Below are 16809 nucleotides of genomic sequence, written 5' to 3'. Positions count from 1 at the left end.
GGTGAGTCCGTTCGCCGATCCCCATACTGACCGCGGGGCGGCTTCACTCGAATTGGGGTTCAGCGTTCGATCGGCGCCGCGGGCACGGAACGCACGGAGCTGCGGTCGAGCGCAGTCGGGTTCGCCGTGACCATCACGCGGCGAAGCGCCTGCCGGAGGTCCGCCGCGGCATCGGGCGTGAAGTCTGCGAGCAGCTGTTTGTTGGCAATGTCGAGCAACTCGGTCGCTTGATCCGCGACGTCAATGCCGTCAGGGGTGAGGAAAACGCCGATGACCTTTCTGTTCACCGGATGGGGGCGGCGCTCCAGTAGCGCGCGTTCTACCAGGGGCTTCACCGCGGTGTGCACCGACTGCGGTGTGATGAACAGCCGCCGGGCGAGTTCCGCGGAGGAGATACCGGGTTCCTGGGCGGTGTACGACAGTACGCCGAGCTGCGCGACCGTCAACTCGACGGGCTGCAGTGCCTCGACCATCACGCGCCCCACAAGGTGCGCCGCCTGCCACAGCAGGTAGCCGAAACGACCGGTCGGGTCGGGAAGCTCATGGTACATTTTATCAGTCACCTGACATGATCACAGATTGAGGATGATTTGAGCAGCGTACCCGACTCGTCCGCCACATCGGGCGAGCAGACACCACGCGAGCGCCACCATGGCCGCCACGTCCCGCAGCAACTACCCCGTCGGGGGCACCGGCGTCATCTCCCCGGGGCCTTCATTCCGCTGGTGGTCGGTCTGGTAATCGGTCCGGTCTTCGTCGCGCTGTACCTCGCTGCGTTCCATGCACCGGTTCCGCACCACTTGCCGATCGGCGTGGTCGCGCCTGAGCAGGTGGTCACTTCAATCGAGCAGCACTCCGCTGATCATGGCGACGTATTCGCGGTCACGACGTTCCCCACCGAGCGCGATGCACGCGACGGGGTCACCGATCACACCGTCGACGGTGCACTCATCGTTGACGATGGACGGGCGCACCTGTTCGTCGCCGGTGCAAACGGCCCCGCGGTAACGCAGACCTTGGTCGGCGCGCTCACCCCCGTGGCGACGGCGCTGCACACCGAACTCTCAACGACAGACCTGAAGCCGCTACCCGCCGGCGACACCCGGGGCCTGTCGGTCTTCTACGCTGCATTCGGTATCGTGCTAGGTGCGTTCCTATTCGGGTTGACGATCATGGGCGTCGGCCGCGAACTGCCCCACGCCTGGCGCGCAGCGAGTGCGGTGGCGTTCGCGGTGCTTGCCGGGCTCGTCGTGGCGTGGTTGGTGGACACCGTTTTCGGCGCCCTTCCCGCGCCGTTCCTGCTGGCGGCCAGCATCATCGCCATGCTCGGACTCGCGATTGCGGTGTCGACCGCCACACTGCTGCGGGTGTTCGGCGGCGCCGGAACATTCGTGGCGTCGATCGCCCTGCTGGCTTTGGGTAACGCTACGAGCACAGGTGTCCTGCCGGCACAGTTCTTGCCGGATTGGCTCGAGCCGTTCACCCATGTGCTGCCCGTTGGCATCGCGGTGCGCGCACTGCGCGGTGGTGCGTACTTCGAAAATGATGGCGTCGCAAGTGCGTTCGTCGGCTTGGCGTTGTGGATCATCATCCCGGCCGCTGTCTTCGTGCTGGTGCATGAGTTTCAGGCCAGGTCTGACCGCGCGCCTGGAGCGAGCTCGGATGCTGGCGGAACTCCGGCATCGTGACTCCGCAATGACGGACCCCCATGTGGGAAGCCCTGGTCATCGGACCGGGGTATCCCACATGGGCGCATTCTGGTGCACGACGGTGCGGGGTGAGTGGTCAAAGGCCGAGTGCTGACAAGAACGCGAGCTTCTTCTCGTTGTAGGCGTCGGTTCATGTGCCCGGCATCGCCATATACCCGTGGCCCAGGATAGCGGAGCTCGCGGGCGGGACGTCGACGGCGTTCGTCACTCCGAGCTGGTCGAGGCGTTTGTGCAGGCTCTCGGCCTGATCCGGGAACGTGCCGGTGTTCCCGTCCGCGACGAACGTTGCCGGGAAATCTGCGGTCACGTGGTTGGTGACGGATGCCTCCTTGTTTAGGGCCACGGAGGTGCCGACGTAGCTGCGTGCAGACAGTCCGAAGATGAGGTCCTTGAGCGCTTGCGGCGACTGCGTCTCGCCGGTCTTCTCCAGCTCGAGCGCAGGGCTGTCGAGCACGACTGCTCGCAGAGCGTCACCTATGACCGGTTTCACTCCGATCTGCGCCGCGTAAGTCGGGTTGGTCTGGATGTTGGCGAACTGGCCGGCGAGCTGTCCGCCGGCGCTTCCTCCTGCGATGACGACGTCGGACATGTCGAGGCCGTACTGCTTGGCATTCTGCCGAAGGAAGGAGACTGCCTGCGAGACTTGTCTCACCTGCGTGGGGTACTTGACGGTCGGGGCGAGGCCGTAGTCGAGACTGACAAAGTTGAATCCACCGTCCAGGACCGGGTCTGTGGTGACGGCGAAACCCCCGCCGGGTGCGTTCGGATCACCATCGGATTTGGTCCCGCCGATCCAGCCTCCACCGTGGATGTAGATGTAGGTGGGTCGGGTGACCGATGCGTCGTCATCGGCAATGTAGATGTCGAGATAGCTGCTGGGGTACTTGTCCCCGTATCGGACGTCGCTCGTGAGCCGATCGCCGTTCGCTGTCACTTTGACAGCTCCCTCGGGTCCTCGGGGCTGGAATGACGGTGTCTGACCGGCGGCGGCTTGGATCGGGATGGCCACCGCCGCGGGGACCGCGGCGACCAGGAGCACGACAGCGGAGGTCACCACGGCGATGACGACGAGGAGGCTGTTCGCGACGCTCCGCAGGATGCTGAGAAGGGGCGGTCGGCCAGACGAAGTCAAATGCTCCTGCCTCAGGACGCGGCGACGCGTCCTGCTCAGCGTCCAGAAACCGGCGAAGCAGGAGAAGGCAACCACCAGTGCAAACCCCAGGGCCAGCGCCCACGCGGGGTACCAAGCGGTCACGAGCCACGCGAGCTGCGCGCCGGCGCTGATGATCACCGAGAGGATCGTCACCCACGCCGCCTTACTACCCCGCGGGCGGCGCCAGGCCACGCCTGCGGCGAGCAGGCCCACGAGCAGGAAGGATCCCGCCGCGGGGTAGCGCACGAAGAACGGCTCGGCCCAGGCAACGAGGAGCACGTAGAGACCGACGACGAGCAGCGCCCAGCGCGTCCATCGTGGGCGTTCGAATCGGGTGGGGGTCGGGTCGACCATGAGTCCTCCAAAGTTGCGGTTGACTGCAACAATACACTGCGACGCAGACATGCAGAAGAGGTAAGCTTGCTGTATGGCAGCAACTTCGCTTCGAGAGCGCTCAAAGGAGCGCCGGTACCGAGCCGTTCTCCTCGCTGGCATGCGGCTGTTCGCCGAACAGGGCTATGACGTGACGACAGTGGCGCAGATCGCTGAGGAGGCGGAGGTGTCGACCCGCTCCGTCTCGGCGTACTTCCCGACGAAACTCCACATCGCCACGGCATCCTCGTCCGCTGCGGCTGATCGCCTGATCCTCGCGTTGCGCTCACGCGACGAGGGTGAGTCGGTCGTCGATCGGGTCGTGCAGTGGCTCCGCGAAGAACCGGCTTTCGTTCCCGAGGAGGAGTGGCGACTGAGAGCTGCGATGCTCGAGCGGAATCCGGTGCTGCAGGGGTCCGGACCGGAGGACTCCCCTCCCCTCCTCGCCATCGCGGCGGACGCGATCGCGGAAGACCTCGACATCCCGCCGGATCACCCGGGGGTGCAGATCGCGCTGGGCATCGTCGCGGGGATCGTCGTGCGCGTTGAGCTGCTGTTCGGATCACACCGCGAGGACGAAGAGACCCTGGTACTCATTCACGATGCCCTCTCTGGCGCCGTCGACGCGGTCAGGCGAAGCAGCCATTCATCGGACTGATGACAGCTCGCCCCGCCCTCGGGCCGATCGCTCGCTCAGGCGCGCAGGAATTCCAGGAATCCATCGAGGTGCGCGGCGACGTCGACCGTAGGGTCGTAGAGCCACTGCATCTGAAGCCCTCGCGCCATGGCAGTGAGTTGACGCGCGGTGAGGTCGAGGTCCAGGTCTGCGCGCAGACGACCCTTTTCCTGCTCGCGCTCGAGCTCCCGACGAACGTCGGCATTGAACAGATCGATCCGGCGGTGGGTGAACTCGTGCCCCGGATGGTCCTTGCGAATTGCCTCCGCCTGCATCGTGGCGTCGAGTTGGACCAGCCCCGGGAAAACCTCGTTCTGTCGTACAAGCTCAGGGAGTGCTGCCAGCAACCCCCGCTCGGAGAGCGACTGCTCCAGTAGGGGTCGATCCTGCTCCGCCTGGCGATCGAAGACGGCCTGCAACAGATCCTCCTTCGAGGGGAAGTGGTAGCTGAGGGCGGCGTGGCTGACCCCGAGCTCCTCCGCGATCTTCCGCAACGACAGGCGCTGGAAGCCGTGCGTCGCGAAGATCTCGAACGCGCGGTCGATGAATTCGTCTCGCCGCTGCCGACCGTTCGCGTACCGACCACGCCGCTTTACCGACGCTTGCTGCTCCGTCGTCTCCACCGTCATCGGCTCTCCTTCGATCCCCACGCCTGACACCTCATCTTCGCACGAATTTTTGCCAATCCGAAGGTTTTCTCTGCGAATCCTTGCCATGGTGGACAAGTTTGACCTACTGTCGGCCGCAGCCGGGTCCGCCGGCACCCACGACGAGGCCGGGCCTCGACGTCTTCGAAGGAGAAGGTCATGACCGAAGCGAATCCGGTGCCCCCTCGCACGGTGAACGCCTGGTGGGTGGGGACCGTGGCCGGCATGGCGTCCTTCGTGGATGGAGCAGCCTTGAACGGTGTCGGTTTCGCGTTGGTGATCCTCCAGCAGACGATCGGGCTCACCCCCGGCCAGATCGGGGTGCTCACCAGCGCGCTCACCTTCGGGGTGGCGGTCGGCGCTCTGGTCGGCGGTCGCCTCGGCGACCGGTTCGGGCGACGGCGGGTGTTTGTGGTCACGATGGTCTTCATCGCCCTCGGCGCATCGGTCTCGATCTTCGCCACCGGGTTCCTGCTGCTGCTGCTGGGTCTGGGTGTGCTCGGTGTAGCGATCGGGGCCGACATTCCCGTCTCCCTCGCGACGATCTCAGAAGCGGCGACCGATCAGAACCGCGGCAAGATCCTCGTGATGTCCAACCTCCTCGCTGGAGTCGGCATCGGCGCAGTCGTTCTCGTCGCCACCCTCACCGGCGGAACCGGGATCTTCGCCGCGCAGGCGATCTTCGGCCTCATCGCCGTCGTCGCGGTCATTGTGCTTGCGCTGCGGCTCACGATCCCCGAGTCCACGAGCTGGCGCGCTGCCCGGCTGGAACAGACACAGGGTGTGCACACCGTGCGCGCTGACCGCTCGAAGCTGCGAGACCTGATCACGCCGCCGCTGCGCTTCCCGTTCCTCATCCTCGTTGGGTTCTTCACCCTGGTGAGCATCCCGATCACGGTGTTCGGCTCCTACGCGGCCTACATCGGAGCGAACTTCACCGGCACGCCCGTGTCCAAATTCTCGGTGTTCGTGCTGTTCCTCGTACCGCTCGCGATCATCGTGCAGGTCATCTTCATGCGGGCGGTCGACACCCGCTTCCGCCTCACCTTCTTCATCCTCGGTGGAATCCTGTACGTCACGGCGTACCTCGTTCCTGTCGTCTTCGGGATGAACCTCGCCACACTCGTCACCACGGTGCTCGTATCCGGCATGGGCACCGTCTTCTGCGGAGAGCCCATCTTCCGCGTCTGGGTGAACGAAGCGTTCCCGACCATGCTCCGCTCCACCGGTCAAGGCGTCATCTTCGCCATCGCCCGCCTGGTGCCTGCACTGCTCCTGGCCCCGGTGCCGGTCCTTCTCGCGAACTCGATCAACGGCTTCCTGATCGCGCTCTCCGTCCTCGCCGCTGCCGGGATCGCCGTCGGCTGGTGGGGGGTCCGCAGCGGACGCCTCATCAACGAGTTCCACCACGAGACCGAAAGCATCGACATCACCGCCACCACCGCGTCCTCAGCATCGTGACCGCCTCCACCCAGAAAGCCTCCACACCAGCCATGAGCATCCTCGCCCCCACCATCGACGGACACGTCGAGCCCGGATTCCAACGCGTCGCCGACGCGTTCACGCAGAACTTCGCCGAACGTGGCGACACCGGGGCCGCCTGCACCGTCTACCTCCACGGCGTCCCCGTCGTCGACCTCCACGGCGGCGACTTCCGCAATGGCTCGTGGACGGCCGACACCCGCAGCATCCTCTTCTCGGTCAGCAAGGGTGTCACCACCATCTGCCTGCTCATGGCCGTCGAAGCCGGCCATCTCGCCCTCGACGAGCCCGTCGCCACCTACTGGCCGGCGTTCGCCGACCGCGGCAAGAGCGCATTGACCGTCCGGCAGCTCCTCGCCCACCGCGCCGGACTCATCGCCCCCGACGAGCCCCTCACCGTGGAGGACCTGCGCGCGTGGCATCCGGTCACCGATGCCCTCGCCTCGCAAAGCCCGCTCTGGGAACCTGGGACCGCGCACTCGTACCATGCGCTCACCTTCGGCTGGCTCGCCGGCGAGGTCCTCCGCCGCGCCACCGGACTGCGCCCCGCGGACTGGCTCCACGAGCACATAGCCGGCCCGCTCGGCCTCGGACTCACCTTCGGGACCGACCCCGACACCGACTCGAACTTCGCGCTGCAGGAGCAGCCACTCCCGGACACCGCCGCACCGCCGTGGAAGAGCCCGAACCTGGACATGATGGCACGCGTGATGGGGATGAACGGAGCCATCGACGGCCTCAACCTGTTCGCCTCCGCGAACACCCCCGACCTCCTCGGCTTCGAGATTCCCGCCGCGAACATCGTCGGCACCGCCCACGACATCGCCCGCCTCTACGCAGCGACCATCGGCGAGGTCGACGGGATCCGCTTGCTCGAGCCCGACACCACCCGAAACGCCCGCCTCCCTCAATCGGTCGGCGCACCGTTCTTCGGCCCCGACGCGGGTCTGCGCTGGGGCACAGGATTCATGCTCGACTCCATCCCCCGACGCATGGCCGGCCCCGGCAGCTTCGGCCACGACGGAGCCGGCGGCCAGCTCGGGTTCGCGCACCCCGAATCCGGTGTCTCCTTCGGATACACCACCATCCGCCCCGGCGGCTACCCCGACGACCGCGCCGAAGCGCTCTGCCGCGCACTGCGCGACAGCCTCTGACACCTCACCTTTTCTTCGAAGGAGAAGACCCGATGCCGCTCGACCCGTTCCTCGTTCCACTGCTCGAGACCCTGCCAACCGTCCCCGCCGAGATCGAGGACATCGCCCTCTTCCGCGCGCAGGAGAACGCAGGCGCCGCCGCCCTCGCCCAGCAGCTGCTCGAGCCGGCCCCACCCGTCCGCAGCAAGCGAACCGTAACCATCCCCGTCCACGACGGGGTCATCACCCTCAATGTCTTTCACCCCGACAGCCACGGCCCCCACCCCGTGCACCTCTACTTCCACGGCGGCGGATGGATCGGCGGCACCATCCACTCGGCCCTCATCGACGTCCTGTGCCAGGAACGCGCCGCCGGAGCTGACTGCATCGTCGTCGCCGTCGAGTACCGCAAAGCTCCCGAACACCCTTTCCCCGCCGCCCTCAACGACGGCTACGCCGCGCTGCTCTGGGTCGCCGAGAATGTCCAGGCCCTCGGCGCCCGCGCCGACGTGATCACCGTCGGCGGAGGATCGGCGGGCGCCAATCTCGCCGCCGCTCTCTGCTTGAAAGCCCGAGACGACAACGGCCCCGCAATCGCCTTCCAGCTGCTGGAAATCCCCGCGCTCGACTTCACCTTCAGCAGCCCATCCATCCGCTCGAAGGGCACCGGCTACGGACTCACCGAGCAGACCTTGCACTCGTGCCGACGCCTGTACCTCAGGTCAGAAACAGATGCAACAAACCCCTACGCATCACCGCTGCTTGCCGAGAACCTCAGCGACTTGCCACCCGCGCACATCATGTCCGCGGAATACGACCCCATCGCCGACGACGGCGCACGCTACGCCGAACGCCTCACCGGCGCCGGAGTGCCCGCCACGTTCTCCCTACAACTCGGGCACATCCACGGCTCCAGCGCCTTCACGAAAGTCATGGCCTCCGCCAGAGCCTGGCGAGAAGAGGCACTACAAGCCCTCCGAACGGTCCACGTTCGAAACTCACCAGTGAGCTGAACCGCGCCCGGTAGGCCATCGCCTACCGAGATACCGTGCGGCCAACACGCTCGAGACCGGTTGCTTCAGCGGTGCGGCTCCGCTGTCATAGCTGGCAGCCGGCCGGGGCACAGGGCGTTGAGTTCGCGTAACCGTCCATGTCGATGCCGGTCATCGCGGTCGAGATCCTCGATGCGAGAGTCAGGCTGGGTTGTTGTGTGCGCGATGGATCGTGGGAGATATGGGGGCGGCGATCGGCCAGGCGTCGAAGCGGTACTGCTCGTGAACCGTGTCGATCCAGACGCGTTCGCGGCCGCGACCGATGATGCGGAGGCGGTAGAGGCCCGGGGCTGGGGTGAGTGGGGGCGTGTCGAAGTCGGGGCCGTCGAAGAGGCTGACAACGGTGAGCCCGGAGTCGATGCCGTCAACGTCGAATGTGACGTCGACGACATCGGTCCAGGCTCCGTCGGGAAGGGGTGGTTCGGTTGCGTGCGCGAAGGCGTCGATCGTGACCATGCCGATTTCGGCGACTGTGGTAAAGCCGACTGGTAGGTGCAGGTCGACTCCTGGGGCAACGTCGGCGACGGTTCTTTCTGGGGTTAGGAAGCCGATCTGGGTGAGTTCATCGGGGCTCGCGGCGAGGAGGTTGCCGCCCTCGATGATGAGGGTGCCCCTGTCAACGTCGTCGCCGCTGCGCTCGTTCTCCACCCAGACCGCACCACCGGTTCGGCTGTGCCCGATGGCGTTGTCAATCAGCGCAACCAAGCACCGACGCAATTGCGTCGGAGTCACGTGCACGAGCGCCGTTCCTGGAGCGACGAACAGTTGAACGTCGCGCTCCTGCGCCAAGACCTGCAGGTCGGCCGCCGCCCCGTGCAACGCATCCTCAAGCGACGCGACGGCATGCTCGTCCAGTCGGCCAGCAGCGGTCGCGAGAAGATCGTCTACCACGTCGACCAAGGCTTTCGTGTCCGTCCGCAGCTCATCGGCCACCACGCGCGGCCCGGTACCGGGCGGGAGCAGCGACTGGAGCTCCTGCACCCGGGCGCTCAACACCGTCAGCGGCGTCCGCAGTTCGTGGCTTGCGTCAGCAACGAACGTGCGCTGCAGCCGGTACGCCTCGGCGAGTGGCCGCACCGCCCGTCGGGCGATGACCCATGTAGCAGCGCCAGCCATCAGCACCGCGATGACGCCGACTCCGATGACGGCGATGAGGAGGTCAACCGTGTCGAGGTACACGTGGATGTCCTCCGGCCCGTGCGGTTCGTGCTGCTGTGCCGGTGTCAACTGCCACACCAGGTACGCCACCACGAGCACTATCACTGAGAACACCAGTGCTGCGGAGACGAACGCCACGCGAAGCCCGATTCGCACAGCCGATCGCCGGTACGCGCGACGATCGGGATCACGGTCACGAAGGCCGCGGACCGCCGCCACACTTGCGGACACCCACCGCTTCACAACAGGTCCTCTCCGTCGGCTACACGATGCCGCCTAGTGTGCTCCACCCGCCGGAGGACCCGTCCGAGAACGACGTCGACCCAGATGATGCGAGCCGCCGGTGCAACCGCTACCGACCAGAGAATCGATGCTGCGACATCACTCGGCCAGTGCACCGCATCGACACACAAGGCGAACGCAACGACGGCGACGACGATCAGGCCAGCCGCCGCCACCAGGTACCGCCATCGGGTACCGCGAAGAACCATCAGCAGCCCCAGTACCAACGACGTGACGAACACCATGTGCCCGCTCGGGAAGGAGGGGTCGACCTGCGCCGGCGAGAACGGGTGTGAGAGCCATGCACCATCAGGTCGGGGCCGGTGCACGATGAGCTTCACCACATCCGAGGGGATCCACGTCAACGCCACGACCCCGGCGAACGCCACCGCGACCGACCATTGCCTCATTCCCAGCCAGACCACGGCTGTGACGACGACGGTCAGCGCGATCGCCGTCACCGGTTCGAAGAGGACATAGACCACATCACCAAGCACCCCGACCGTGCCCACGTGCCAGGAGTTCAACGCTGACGCGAGCTCTCGATCCACGGGGTGGAACCGCAACAACAGCCCCGCCAAGAGGAGCAGCACGATTGAGACACCGGCACGCTCGTAAATACGTCGAGGGGCGGCCGGGCGAGTGAAGATCGACGGGTGGTCATACGGATGATCGGAGGACACCCCATGACCTCAGCGAGTGCCGTCCAAGAAACGACGAAGAACTTCAAGGCCCCCCAGCACCAGGAGGAGCGCACGCTGTCAACCAGAGACGCGAGACTCGGAGCTGTCTGGCTAGCCCTTCCAGACAGATTCGGCTCCCGCATGGCCGATGATGACGACCTCGATGATCGAGACGACGGCCACTGCGATGAGCAGTACTGAGCCAACGATGCTGATGGCGCGCACCGCACCGTGATTCACCACGCGGGCGGTACCGAAACGGTGCCACCCCCACCAAAGCACAAGGAGCACGAACACGGCGATCGACCACGGGAGCATGCCATCGGCGAGCTCCGTGTGCCGCTCAAGCAGGGCGGTCTCCTTCTCACGGTGTTCCAGCCACTCACCCGACGAGGTGGCCAGCGGGACAGATACCAGCGCGACCAGACCGATGACTGGCGCACCAACGGCGAGCCATCGCCGTGCTGCTGGCCACACGGCGACGACGATCGCGGTGAGAGCCGCAATCGGGACCGCGACGGAGGTGAGGTGGATGAAGAGAGGGTGCAGTGGAATCCCACCGAACTGCCAGTCCATGTTGGCCTTTCCTGTTTGTGCGCAGATCAGCGCCTACGCAGTCAGCTCAGACAACAGGATGCCGTCTCCCACGTCACGGTTGTCATCCGCGTGCCGCGTCAGGAAAGTACTCGAAATCTCCTACGAACGGGGCAGCCGTCACCTGGTTCGCTGGGCACATGACCACTCCTGAGCCTCACCCCGGCGAAGCCCATAACGGTGGCCTCGCCGCTCGTCTGAACTGGTTACGCGCCGGGGTGCTCGGCGCGAATGATGGCATCGTGTCCACTGCCTCGATTGTCGTCGGTGTCGCTGGGGCATCGACCTCGGTGCCCGCCATCGCGACCGCTGGCCTTGCCGCGCTCGTCGGCGGCGCGATCTCGATGGCACTTGGGGAGTACGTCTCGGTGAGCAGCCAGAAGGACAGTCAGCAAGCACTGATCGAGAAGGAACGCCGCGAACTTCAAGACGACCCAGCGGCCGAGCTGGAGGAACTCACGCAGCTGTGGGAGGAACGCGGGCTACGGCGGGCGACCGCGGAGTCGGTCGCGTCCGAGCTGACGGAACGGAACGCCCTCCGAGCGCATCTCACCACGGAACTGGGGATCGACGAGGATGAGGTCGTCAGCCCATGGCACGCTGCGTTCGCCTCGGCGGCTGCGTTCGCGATTGGAGCGATCCTGCCGTTGCTCGCGATCCTGCTGCCGCCCCAGTCGCTCCGTGTCCCGGTGACCTTTGTCGTTGTGCTGGTCGCCCTTGCGGTGACTGGAGCGACCAGTGCGCGGATTGGCGGCGATTCAACTCAGAGAGCAACCATCCGCGTCGTCGTAGGGGGTGCACTCGCCCTCGCAGCGACATTCGCAATCGGGTCCCTCCTCGGTACGAGCGGGGTGGTGTGACGTGGCCAACATCCTGGTGGTCGAGGACGACCCGCAGATGGGGGAGCTCGTCGAACGGGGACTCAGTGGCGAGGGCCACGCGGTGACCGTTGTCACCGACGGTGTTGCCGCGCTGGTCCAGGCGAACACGCAGGCGTTCGACGCAGCCGCGATCGACGTCATGCTCCCCGAGATGACCGGTTTCGAGGTGTGCCGACGGCTCCGCGAAATGGGTCAGGATTTTCCGGTCATCCTCGTCACAGCACGCGACGCGGTCGACGACCGCGTGTTCGGTCTGGACTCGGGTGCCGACGACTACCTGACAAAACCCTTCGCCATCGCCGAGCTCAACGCGCGAATTCGTGCACACCTGCGACGTCGGGCGGCAGGGGCCACCACGATCATCGAAGCTGGGACAGTTCGACTCGACACCGTCGCCGTTCGAGCCTCCGTGCGCGGCCGCAACCTGCCACTCAGCGTCAAGGAGTTCTCGTTGCTGCGGTTCCTCATCCAAGGTTCGCCCACACCGCGTACCCGGAGTGAGGTGCTCGCGGAGGTCTGGGGCAGCGCCGAGCACTTCGACCCGACGATCGTCGACCAGTACGTCAGCTACGTCCGGAAGAAGCTGCACGCCGCCGAGGCTGACGTGGTGATCCGGACTGTGCGGGGCGTCGGGTATGCCCTGCAGGTCGTGCCGTCGGCATGAGGATCCTGCGCCACCTCTCCATCCGTGCCCGCATCACCCTCGGGAGCCTGGCCGTGGGGGCGGTGGCACTCTCCGGGGTCGCGGTCGGGTTGCACGTCCAGATCGAGCAAGCCACTCGCGCGACGGACGAGTCACTCGCCTCCGCTGATGCTGCACCGTTCGTGTCCGACCTCCGGCACAACCCGGACGAGGCCTCGGACCGCCCCGCCGAGGGCGTCATGGTCGGGATCCGGTCTTCGACAGGGAAGTGGGTTCTGGACTCGCTCCCCCGCAACGTTCGTGCATCGTTACCCTCCGCAGTACCCGACGATGACGTCACACTCCGCCTGCACGCTGGGCACCGACGCGTCACGGTTGTCGGGATCCCCGTCACGAACGATGCCAACTCAGACGTCGTCTGGGCGGCCCAAGACGCCCGCGCGGGTGAGGAGACCGTCGCCCGTGTCGACCGCTCCCTCGTCGTCGGGGCTGCCCTAGCGCTTCTCGCTTTCGCAGCCACGGCCTGGCTGCTTTCGACCCTCGCGCTTCGGCCGGTCGCCCGGATGCGGCGGACCGCGGAGGAGCTCAGCGCAGGGACGGTTGCCGGGCACCTGCCCGTCGGACAGTCGGATGATGAACTCGCCGCGCTCGCTCGGACACTCAACGCCTTCATCGACCGGCAGCGCGAGAACGCCGAGCGGGAACGGCGGATGGTTTCCGATGCCAGTCACGAACTGCGGACACCACTCGCTGCGCTGACCGCCAGGCTCGAGCTCGCACACCGGTCCGCCGGCGATGCCGAGGCGCTCGAACGCGAGCTGCGGGCCGCTGAAGGTGATGCTGCGCGTCTCGTCGCGCTCGCGAATACGCTGCTCGAACTCAACCGGCTAGATGAGGCGAGTCCGGCGCTCTCCACCGCCGGTTCCGAGTTGGTGACCGAGCTGATGGATGCGATCGACCGGGCTCGCGCGATCAGCGGCGCCGGGGCGCGAGACATCGACTTCACTGTGACGCTCGATGCCCCGGACGAGCGATACGCGCTCGAACCCGTCGCGTTCGCCCGGATCGTGGACAACCTCGTCGCGAACGCCGTCGCAGCCGGGGACGACGGTGGAGTGATCAGCGTGACGCTCGAGCAGGACACCTCGCGTGTTCTCGAACTGCAGGTCGCGGATGACGGTGACGGCGTCCCGCACGAGTTCCTTCCAAAAGCGTTCGAACGGTTCGCCCGCGCCGACAGCGCCCGGCGAGCGACCCTCGGTGGGAGCGGGCTCGGTCTCGCCCTCGTTCGCGGAATTGCTGAGCGGGCCGGCGGGACAGCGTCGCTGAGGAATGGCGAGCATGGCGGCGCGATCGCCACCGTCGTCGTCCCGCCGATCTGACCACTGCGCAGATGTCCTTGATCACTCGAAGTCTCGAGCGATACGCACGCACAGTTCCAGGCCCCTCCATAGGGCCGAATCCGATGCTGTGAGTCACCCGATCACATGCTGGAGAGGAACGAGTCATGATCGACACCGCTCGCCCCGCCCGCCCGCTTCCGAGCCACCGCGGTCAAGGCCGCTTGCGCGGCACCGTGCCGCCAGCCGAGACCCTGGACGTCGCGGCCCGCCGTCGGCGTCGAGCCGGCCGCCGCCGCCGAGCGACGACCGATCTGCTCGGGATCCTCGCTTGGTTCTCGGCCGCATTTGCCGTCACTCTCTGGCTCGCGTCGTCCAGCTCGCACACGGTCATCGGAATCGGCGGATGGCTCACCGATGCTGGGATCGTCGCGGGGCTCATCGCGACGGACCTCGTCCTCGTCATGCTGATCCTCGCGGCACGGGTGCCGCTCATCGACCGCACCTTCGGTCAGGACACCGCCATCGCAGTCCACCGCTCACTCGGCAAGCCGGTCCTGTACCTGCTGCTTGCACATGGTGCGCTGCTCACCCTGGGCTACGGCGCATCCGCGGGAACCGGGCCGATCGCCGAGACGATCGCGCTGTTCTCAACGCCAGACATGCCCCTCGCGTACCTCGCGCTCGGGCTGTTCGTCGCGGTGGTTGTCTCGTCGCTGATCGCCGTTCGGCGGCGGCTGCCGTACGAGGCATGGCATGTCATCCACCTGCTCAGCTACGCCGCGGTGCTCGTTGCGCTGCCGCACATGCTCAGCGTCGGCAGTGTGCTCGCGTACGGCACCTGGCAGCGCGTCTACTGGATCGCGCTGTACGTCGTGTCACTCGGACTCATAGCCGTGTACCGGTTCGCGGTGCCGGTCGTGGTGACGCTCCGGCACCGCATTCGCGTCGTCGACGTCCAGAGCATCGCGCCTGGCGTGGTGTCGATCCACCTCGCCGGACGTGACCTCGACCGACTCGGCGCCCAGGGTGGCCAGTACGGGATATGGCGCTTCTGGACCACGCGAACCTGGTGGCACGCCCACCCGGTGTCGTTCTCCGCAATACCGGGACAGAATCATGCTCGGATCACAGTTCGCGACCTCGGCGCCGGATCCGCGCGACTTGGACGCATCACTCCGGGAGCCTTCGTCTCCCTTGAGGGACCGTACGGGCTCTTCACGAGCCGGGCACGCACGGCCCCGTACCTGGCTCTCGTCGCATCCGGAATCGGAATCACACCCGTCCGATCGCTACTTGAGGACACCGACCTCCGCCCAGCCGAAGCCACCGTGCTCCTTCGCGGAACCGACACCGACCAGCAGTACCTCTGGGACGAGACGGCGGAGCTTGCCCAGGCCACCGACAGCCGGCTGTACACGATGGTCGGACCCCGCGCCTGGTCCCGCGAGAGCTGGATGACAGAGGAGGACGTCCGACGAGGGGTGACTCTTCGGTCAGTGTTCCCACAACTGCTCGAGTCCGACCTGTACGTGTGCGGTCCGAAGGCCTGGTCTGACCTGGTCGTCCACGAAGCACGGCTTGCCGGTATCCCCGAGCACCAGATCCATCAAGAACGGTTTGAGTCATGAGAGCACGCGCAATCGCCGGCGGAGTCGTCTCGTCGGTCGCGGTCCTCGTCATCGGGTGGCAACTCGGTGGCGAGCCAGCGGCCACCGCCCCAGTGCAGCAGAGCACGACATCGGGCACCGGGGCAACCGGCGGCACCGGCACCGGTAGCGGCACGACTGGTGGCGGCACCAGCAGCACTGGTGCTGGGACGAGCTCCAGCGGAGGGACCGGGGTATCCGGCACGTTCGCCGGCGACACGACCCAGACCCAGTACGGCCCCGTGCAGGTGCAGGTCACCGTCGCCAACGGGAAGATCGCCGACGTCACCGCACTCCAGCTCACCGATCAGGGAGGCCGGTCGGTGCAGATCAGTCAGGAGGCCGCCCCGATTCTCCGCCAGGAGGCTCTCCAGGCGCAGTCTGCACAGATCCAGTCGGTCAGTGGTGCGACCTTCACCAGCGAGGGCTACACGACTTCCCTGCAGTCAGCCATCGACAAGGCTGGACTGTGAGTCGAGTCCTCACGTTCGAGACAATGGGCACCGTCGTGAGCGTTCGTGGTGCGACCGCGGCGGACGCGGCTGCGGTCCGCGCCGTGTTCGCGAGCTACGACTGCTGTTACAGCCTCTACGACCCCACATCCGTCATGAGCCGAGTCGCCGCTGGATCGCTCCGGCTCGCTGACACGCCAACTGAGGTGCGTGACGCGTACGCGCTCGCGCTCGAGTGGCGGGACCGGACTGGAGGAGCGTTCACCCCGCACCGGCCGGACGGCGTCATCGACCTCTCCGGCATCGTCAAGGGGCTCGCAGTCCGTGACGCGGGAGCAGTGCTCGACGTCGGAGCCACGGCAGACGGTGCCGCTACCGCTGGCGGCCCGACCGGAAACTGGATGGTCAGCGCAGGCGGCGACGTACTGGTCCGCGGGAACCACGGGGAAGACGACCCATGGAGCGTCGGGATCGTCGACCCGGCCCGCCGTGACACTGTCGTCGGCGTCGTCCGGCTCGACGTTCCCCGTCGGGCGGTCGCGACCTCTGGAACAGCCGAGCGCGGCGAGCACATTTGGCGACGTGCCGATCCGACCTTCGTCCAGGCGTCCGTCATCGCCGACGACATCGTCACCGCCGATGTGCTCGCCACCGCGATCATCGCGGGCGACGCGGACGACCTCCGACGGCTCACGAGCGACACCGGCATCGACGTGCTCGCGTTCGGCGCGGACGGAACGGTGTGGGCGACTCCCGGCGCTCGGTCGGTCGTCCTATCGGAGGACGAGGAGACGTGCGCCGCGACGTCGCCGTCGAGTGACGAGTGACGAATGATGAGTGACGACTTCATTCGAGCATTCGAGTCTCGATACGCATTCCCGGCTCGTATCTCCCAGGGCAACG

Annotated in this window: 17 protein-coding genes; 11 read left to right on the top strand and 6 right to left on the bottom strand. The window is 66.5% G+C overall.

Annotated elements, in window-relative coordinates; genetic code table 11:
* Positions 1–59: 59 nt before the first annotated feature.
* Positions 60–551: a MarR family winged helix-turn-helix transcriptional regulator gene (locus ITJ68_RS02325; protein ID WP_194659721.1), complete on the bottom strand. Its 492-nt coding sequence runs from the start codon at positions 549–551 to the stop codon at positions 60–62.
* A gap of 174 nt (positions 552–725) precedes the next feature.
* On the opposite strand from ITJ68_RS02325, the gene ITJ68_RS02320 reads away from it, so the two are divergent.
* The gene (locus tag ITJ68_RS02320) at positions 726–1688 is read left to right on the top strand and encodes an ABC transporter permease (protein WP_194659720.1); all 963 of its coding nucleotides are present in this window, start codon (positions 726–728) and stop codon (positions 1686–1688) included.
* 151 nt (positions 1689–1839) lie between these two features.
* Here the strand turns inward: ITJ68_RS02320 and ITJ68_RS02315 are convergent, their stop codons facing one another.
* Positions 1840–3216, bottom strand: coding sequence for an alpha/beta hydrolase (locus ITJ68_RS02315; protein ID WP_194659719.1), 1377 nt, complete (start codon positions 3214–3216; stop codon positions 1840–1842).
* Positions 3217–3355: 139 nt separating this feature from the next.
* On the opposite strand from ITJ68_RS02315, the gene ITJ68_RS02310 reads away from it, so the two are divergent.
* Positions 3356–3892 (top strand): TetR/AcrR family transcriptional regulator, encoded by a 537-nt coding sequence (locus ITJ68_RS02310; RefSeq protein WP_267238439.1) that lies wholly within the window; start codon positions 3356–3358, stop codon positions 3890–3892.
* A gap of 35 nt (positions 3893–3927) precedes the next feature.
* Here ITJ68_RS02310 and ITJ68_RS02305 read toward each other — a convergent pair whose 3' ends face one another.
* Positions 3928–4539 (bottom strand): TetR/AcrR family transcriptional regulator, encoded by a 612-nt coding sequence (locus tag ITJ68_RS02305; protein WP_194659717.1) that lies wholly within the window; start codon positions 4537–4539, stop codon positions 3928–3930.
* Between the two features lie 177 nt (positions 4540–4716).
* Here ITJ68_RS02305 and ITJ68_RS02300 point away from each other — a divergent pair, with 177 nt between their 5' ends.
* Genes ITJ68_RS02300 through ITJ68_RS02290 form a run of 3 tightly spaced genes read left to right on the top strand, consistent with a single transcriptional unit; the run spans position 4717 to position 8185 of the window.
* Positions 4717–6018, top strand: coding sequence for an MFS transporter (locus ITJ68_RS02300; protein ID WP_194659716.1), 1302 nt, complete (start codon positions 4717–4719; stop codon positions 6016–6018).
* A gap of 32 nt (positions 6019–6050) precedes the next feature.
* Positions 6051–7193, top strand: coding sequence for a serine hydrolase domain-containing protein (locus ITJ68_RS02295; protein ID WP_194659715.1), 1143 nt, complete (start codon positions 6051–6053; stop codon positions 7191–7193).
* 32 nt (positions 7194–7225) lie between these two features.
* A complete protein-coding gene (locus ITJ68_RS02290) occupies positions 7226–8185 on the top strand; it encodes an alpha/beta hydrolase (protein WP_194659714.1) in 960 nt (319 codons plus the stop codon).
* Between the two features lie 180 nt (positions 8186–8365).
* Here the strand turns inward: ITJ68_RS02290 and ITJ68_RS02285 are convergent, their stop codons facing one another.
* From ITJ68_RS02285 to ITJ68_RS02275, 3 genes are all read right to left on the bottom strand, one after another.
* The gene (locus ITJ68_RS02285) at positions 8366–9520 is read right to left on the bottom strand and encodes a sensor histidine kinase (protein ID WP_194659713.1); all 1155 of its coding nucleotides are present in this window, start codon (positions 9518–9520) and stop codon (positions 8366–8368) included.
* Positions 9521–9621: 101 nt separating this feature from the next.
* Positions 9622–10347 carry a phosphatase PAP2 family protein gene (locus tag ITJ68_RS19460; RefSeq protein WP_194659712.1) on the bottom strand — a complete coding sequence of 242 codons (726 nt, stop codon included), beginning with the start codon at positions 10345–10347 and terminating at the stop codon, positions 9622–9624.
* A 111-nt stretch (positions 10348–10458) separates the two neighbouring features.
* The gene (locus ITJ68_RS02275; protein WP_194659711.1) at positions 10459–10923 is read right to left on the bottom strand and encodes a DUF2231 domain-containing protein; all 465 of its coding nucleotides are present in this window, start codon (positions 10921–10923) and stop codon (positions 10459–10461) included.
* A gap of 158 nt (positions 10924–11081) precedes the next feature.
* Between ITJ68_RS02275 and ITJ68_RS02270 the strand changes: the two genes are divergently transcribed.
* The 6 genes from ITJ68_RS02270 to ITJ68_RS02245 all read left to right on the top strand — a co-directional run bounded on the left by ITJ68_RS02270 (position 11082) and on the right by ITJ68_RS02245 (position 16733).
* Positions 11082–11801 carry a VIT1/CCC1 transporter family protein gene (locus ITJ68_RS02270; protein WP_194659710.1) on the top strand — a complete coding sequence of 240 codons (720 nt, stop codon included), beginning with the start codon at positions 11082–11084 and terminating at the stop codon, positions 11799–11801.
* 1 nt (position 11802) lies between these two features.
* Entirely contained in the window at positions 11803–12486 is a 684-nt protein-coding gene (locus tag ITJ68_RS02265) for a response regulator transcription factor (protein WP_194659709.1), read from the top strand.
* A 62-nt stretch (positions 12487–12548) separates the two neighbouring features.
* On the top strand, positions 12549–13847 hold the full coding sequence (locus ITJ68_RS02260) for a sensor histidine kinase (protein ID WP_194659708.1): 1299 nt from the start codon (positions 12549–12551) through the stop codon (positions 13845–13847).
* Positions 13848–13972: 125 nt separating this feature from the next.
* Complete coding sequence (locus ITJ68_RS02255; protein WP_194659707.1) at positions 13973–15436, top strand: ferric reductase-like transmembrane domain-containing protein; 1464 nt, start codon at positions 13973–13975, stop codon at positions 15434–15436.
* Positions 15433–15927: an FMN-binding protein gene (locus ITJ68_RS02250; protein WP_194659706.1), complete on the top strand. Its 495-nt coding sequence runs from the start codon at positions 15433–15435 to the stop codon at positions 15925–15927. The genes ITJ68_RS02255 and ITJ68_RS02250 overlap by 4 nt, the downstream gene beginning before the upstream one ends.
* Entirely contained in the window at positions 15924–16733 is an 810-nt protein-coding gene (locus ITJ68_RS02245; protein WP_323743190.1) for an FAD:protein FMN transferase, read from the top strand. Before ITJ68_RS02250 ends, ITJ68_RS02245 begins: the two co-directional genes overlap by 4 nt.
* The last annotated feature ends 76 nt before the right edge of the window (positions 16734–16809 follow it).

It is taken from the genome of Curtobacterium sp. VKM Ac-1395 (assembly GCF_015350975.1).
Lineage (GTDB): Bacteria > Actinomycetota > Actinomycetes > Actinomycetales > Microbacteriaceae > Curtobacterium.
The sequence above is the reverse complement of the archived record's forward strand: the minus strand, read 5'-3'. Positions and strand labels throughout refer to the sequence as shown.